Annotated in this window: 2 protein-coding genes and 1 tRNA gene; all 3 read left to right on the forward strand. The window is 63.6% G+C overall.

Annotated features, from left to right (window positions below; translation table 11 throughout):
• Nucleotides 1–339 (forward strand): glycosyltransferase (locus tag LQV45_RS28400; RefSeq protein WP_230010291.1); only part of this gene is annotated, 339 nt, incomplete at its 5' end.
• Nucleotides 340–533: 194 nt separating this feature from the next.
• A tRNA-Ile gene (locus LQV45_RS28405) sits at nt 534–607 on the forward strand.
• 212 nt (nt 608–819) lie between these two features.
• Nucleotides 820–2,004 (forward strand): acyl-CoA dehydrogenase family protein (locus LQV45_RS28410; RefSeq protein WP_230010293.1); only part of this gene is annotated, 1,185 nt, incomplete at its 3' end.

Raw genomic sequence — 2,004 nt, forward strand, 5'->3', positions numbered from 1 at the left:
GCCTACATCACGGCCGATGTGTTCTGCATGCCCGGCACGGCAGAACTTCAGTCCCTCGTGACCCTGGAGGCGATGTCGGCGTCCACGCCAGTCCTGCTGGCCGACGCCATGGCGCTGCCGCACCTGGTCCGCGACGGGGAAAATGGCTATCTCTTTATCCCCAACGACAGCGATGACCTCGCGGCCAAGCTGACGCGCGTGTTCTCGCTGCCCGACCACGAGCGTGATGCGATGGGCAAGACCAGCCGCGAAATGGTGGAAAGCCACGGTATCGCGCGCACGCTGCAGACGTTTGAGGACATCTACCGGGGCGCGAGCTACGACGACCTGGTCCTCTAGGCACATCGCCTGGCAGAACTGCAGCCCCTCCGAACGCTGCAGGTTCCACGGCGTCCAGTCCAAGAGCACCCGGGTCAGCACCGGCAGGCCGCCTGCCGGTGGCGGCATGCACGTGTGATGCGTCTACTATTGCTAGAGTATTTTTGCCCGGAACCAATCCGGCCCCCGCGGGCCAGGTCTGGCTCCGGGCGCAGGGGGCTATAGCTCAGCTGGTTAGAGCGCGGGACTCATAATCCTAAGGTCCTCGGTTCAAGTCCGAGTAGCCCTACTTTCAATTCTGCGGCGGCCTCCTCATCCGGGGTCCGCAACCACGGGAGCCGTGGCTGACGTCCGACGTCGGCCGCGGCTCCCTTTTTGTCGGGTTTCGTTGGGCCGGCACTTGCAGGCGTCCCGACACTGAGATAAGTTACTGATCAGTAACATATTGCCGGCGCGAAGCCCGCGCCCTTTTGGTCCCAGCTGATCGAGTGAAGGAACACCATGTCCAAAGCTGCCATCGACATTCACAACCTGCCCTACGCCGATGGCGATTTCTTTGCGTTCGAGCAGCTGCTCAGCGCCAAGGAGCAGGACAGGCTGGCCGAAGTCCGCGAGTTCCTCACCCGCGAAGTCCGGCCGATCGCCGTCGATTGCTGGAATCGCGCGGAGTTCCCCATGGATTTGATCCCGAAGCTCGCCGAAATCGACCTGGTCAGCCCCGTCCGGAGGCAGGGCTACTCGAACCTCTTCGCAGGCATTCTGCACGCGGAGGCCACCCGCGCCGACACATCGATCGCGACGTTCATGGGCGTCCATGACGGGCTCTTCACGGGCTCCATCGAAGCCCTTGCCTCCCAGGAGCAGCAGGACGCGTGGCTTCCCGAGATCTACTCGCTCAAGAAGATCGGCGCCTTCGGCCTCACCGAACCCCTGGGCGGCTCCGACGTCGCCGGCGGTACGCGCACCACGGCACGGCGCGACGGCGATAACTGGATCCTCAATGGAGCCAAGCGCTGGATCGGCAACGCGACTTTCTCCGACTGGGTGGTCATCTACGCCCGCGATGTCGACGACAACCAGGTCAAAGGGTTCCTCGTGGACACCAAGACCGAGGGATACAGTGCCGTGAAAATCGAGAACAAGATCTCGCTGCGCACGGTGCAGAACGCTGACATCACGCTCGACAACGTTGTGGTGCCGGAGTTCTTCAAGCTCGCCAACGCCAACAGCTTCCGCGACACCAACAAGGTCCTGAAAGTCACCCGCCTGGCCGTGGCCTGGCAAGCGGTGGGCCAGCAGCTCGCGGCCTTCGACGTCGCCCGGCGCTACGCCGTGGAACGCAGCCAGTTCGGCCGTCCGATTGCCTCCTTCCAGCTGATCCAGCACCAGCTCGTGCAGATCCTCGGCAATGCGGTCAGCTCCATGGGCATGATGGTGAGGCTTTCCCAGCTGGAGGACGCGGGGGAGGCGAAGGACGAGCAGTCCGCGCTGGCCAAGGCGTTCACCACCGCGCGGATGCGCGAAAGCGTGGCCCTGGGCCGGAGCATCCTCGGCGGGAACGGGATCGTGACGGACTTCGAGATGGCCAAAGTCTTTGCGGACGCCGAAGCCATCTACTCCTATGAGGGCACGCACGAAATCAACACCCTCGTCACCGGCCGGGCTATCACGGGCATTTCAGCGATC

Source organism: Microbacterium sp. Bi128, assembly GCF_918698205.1.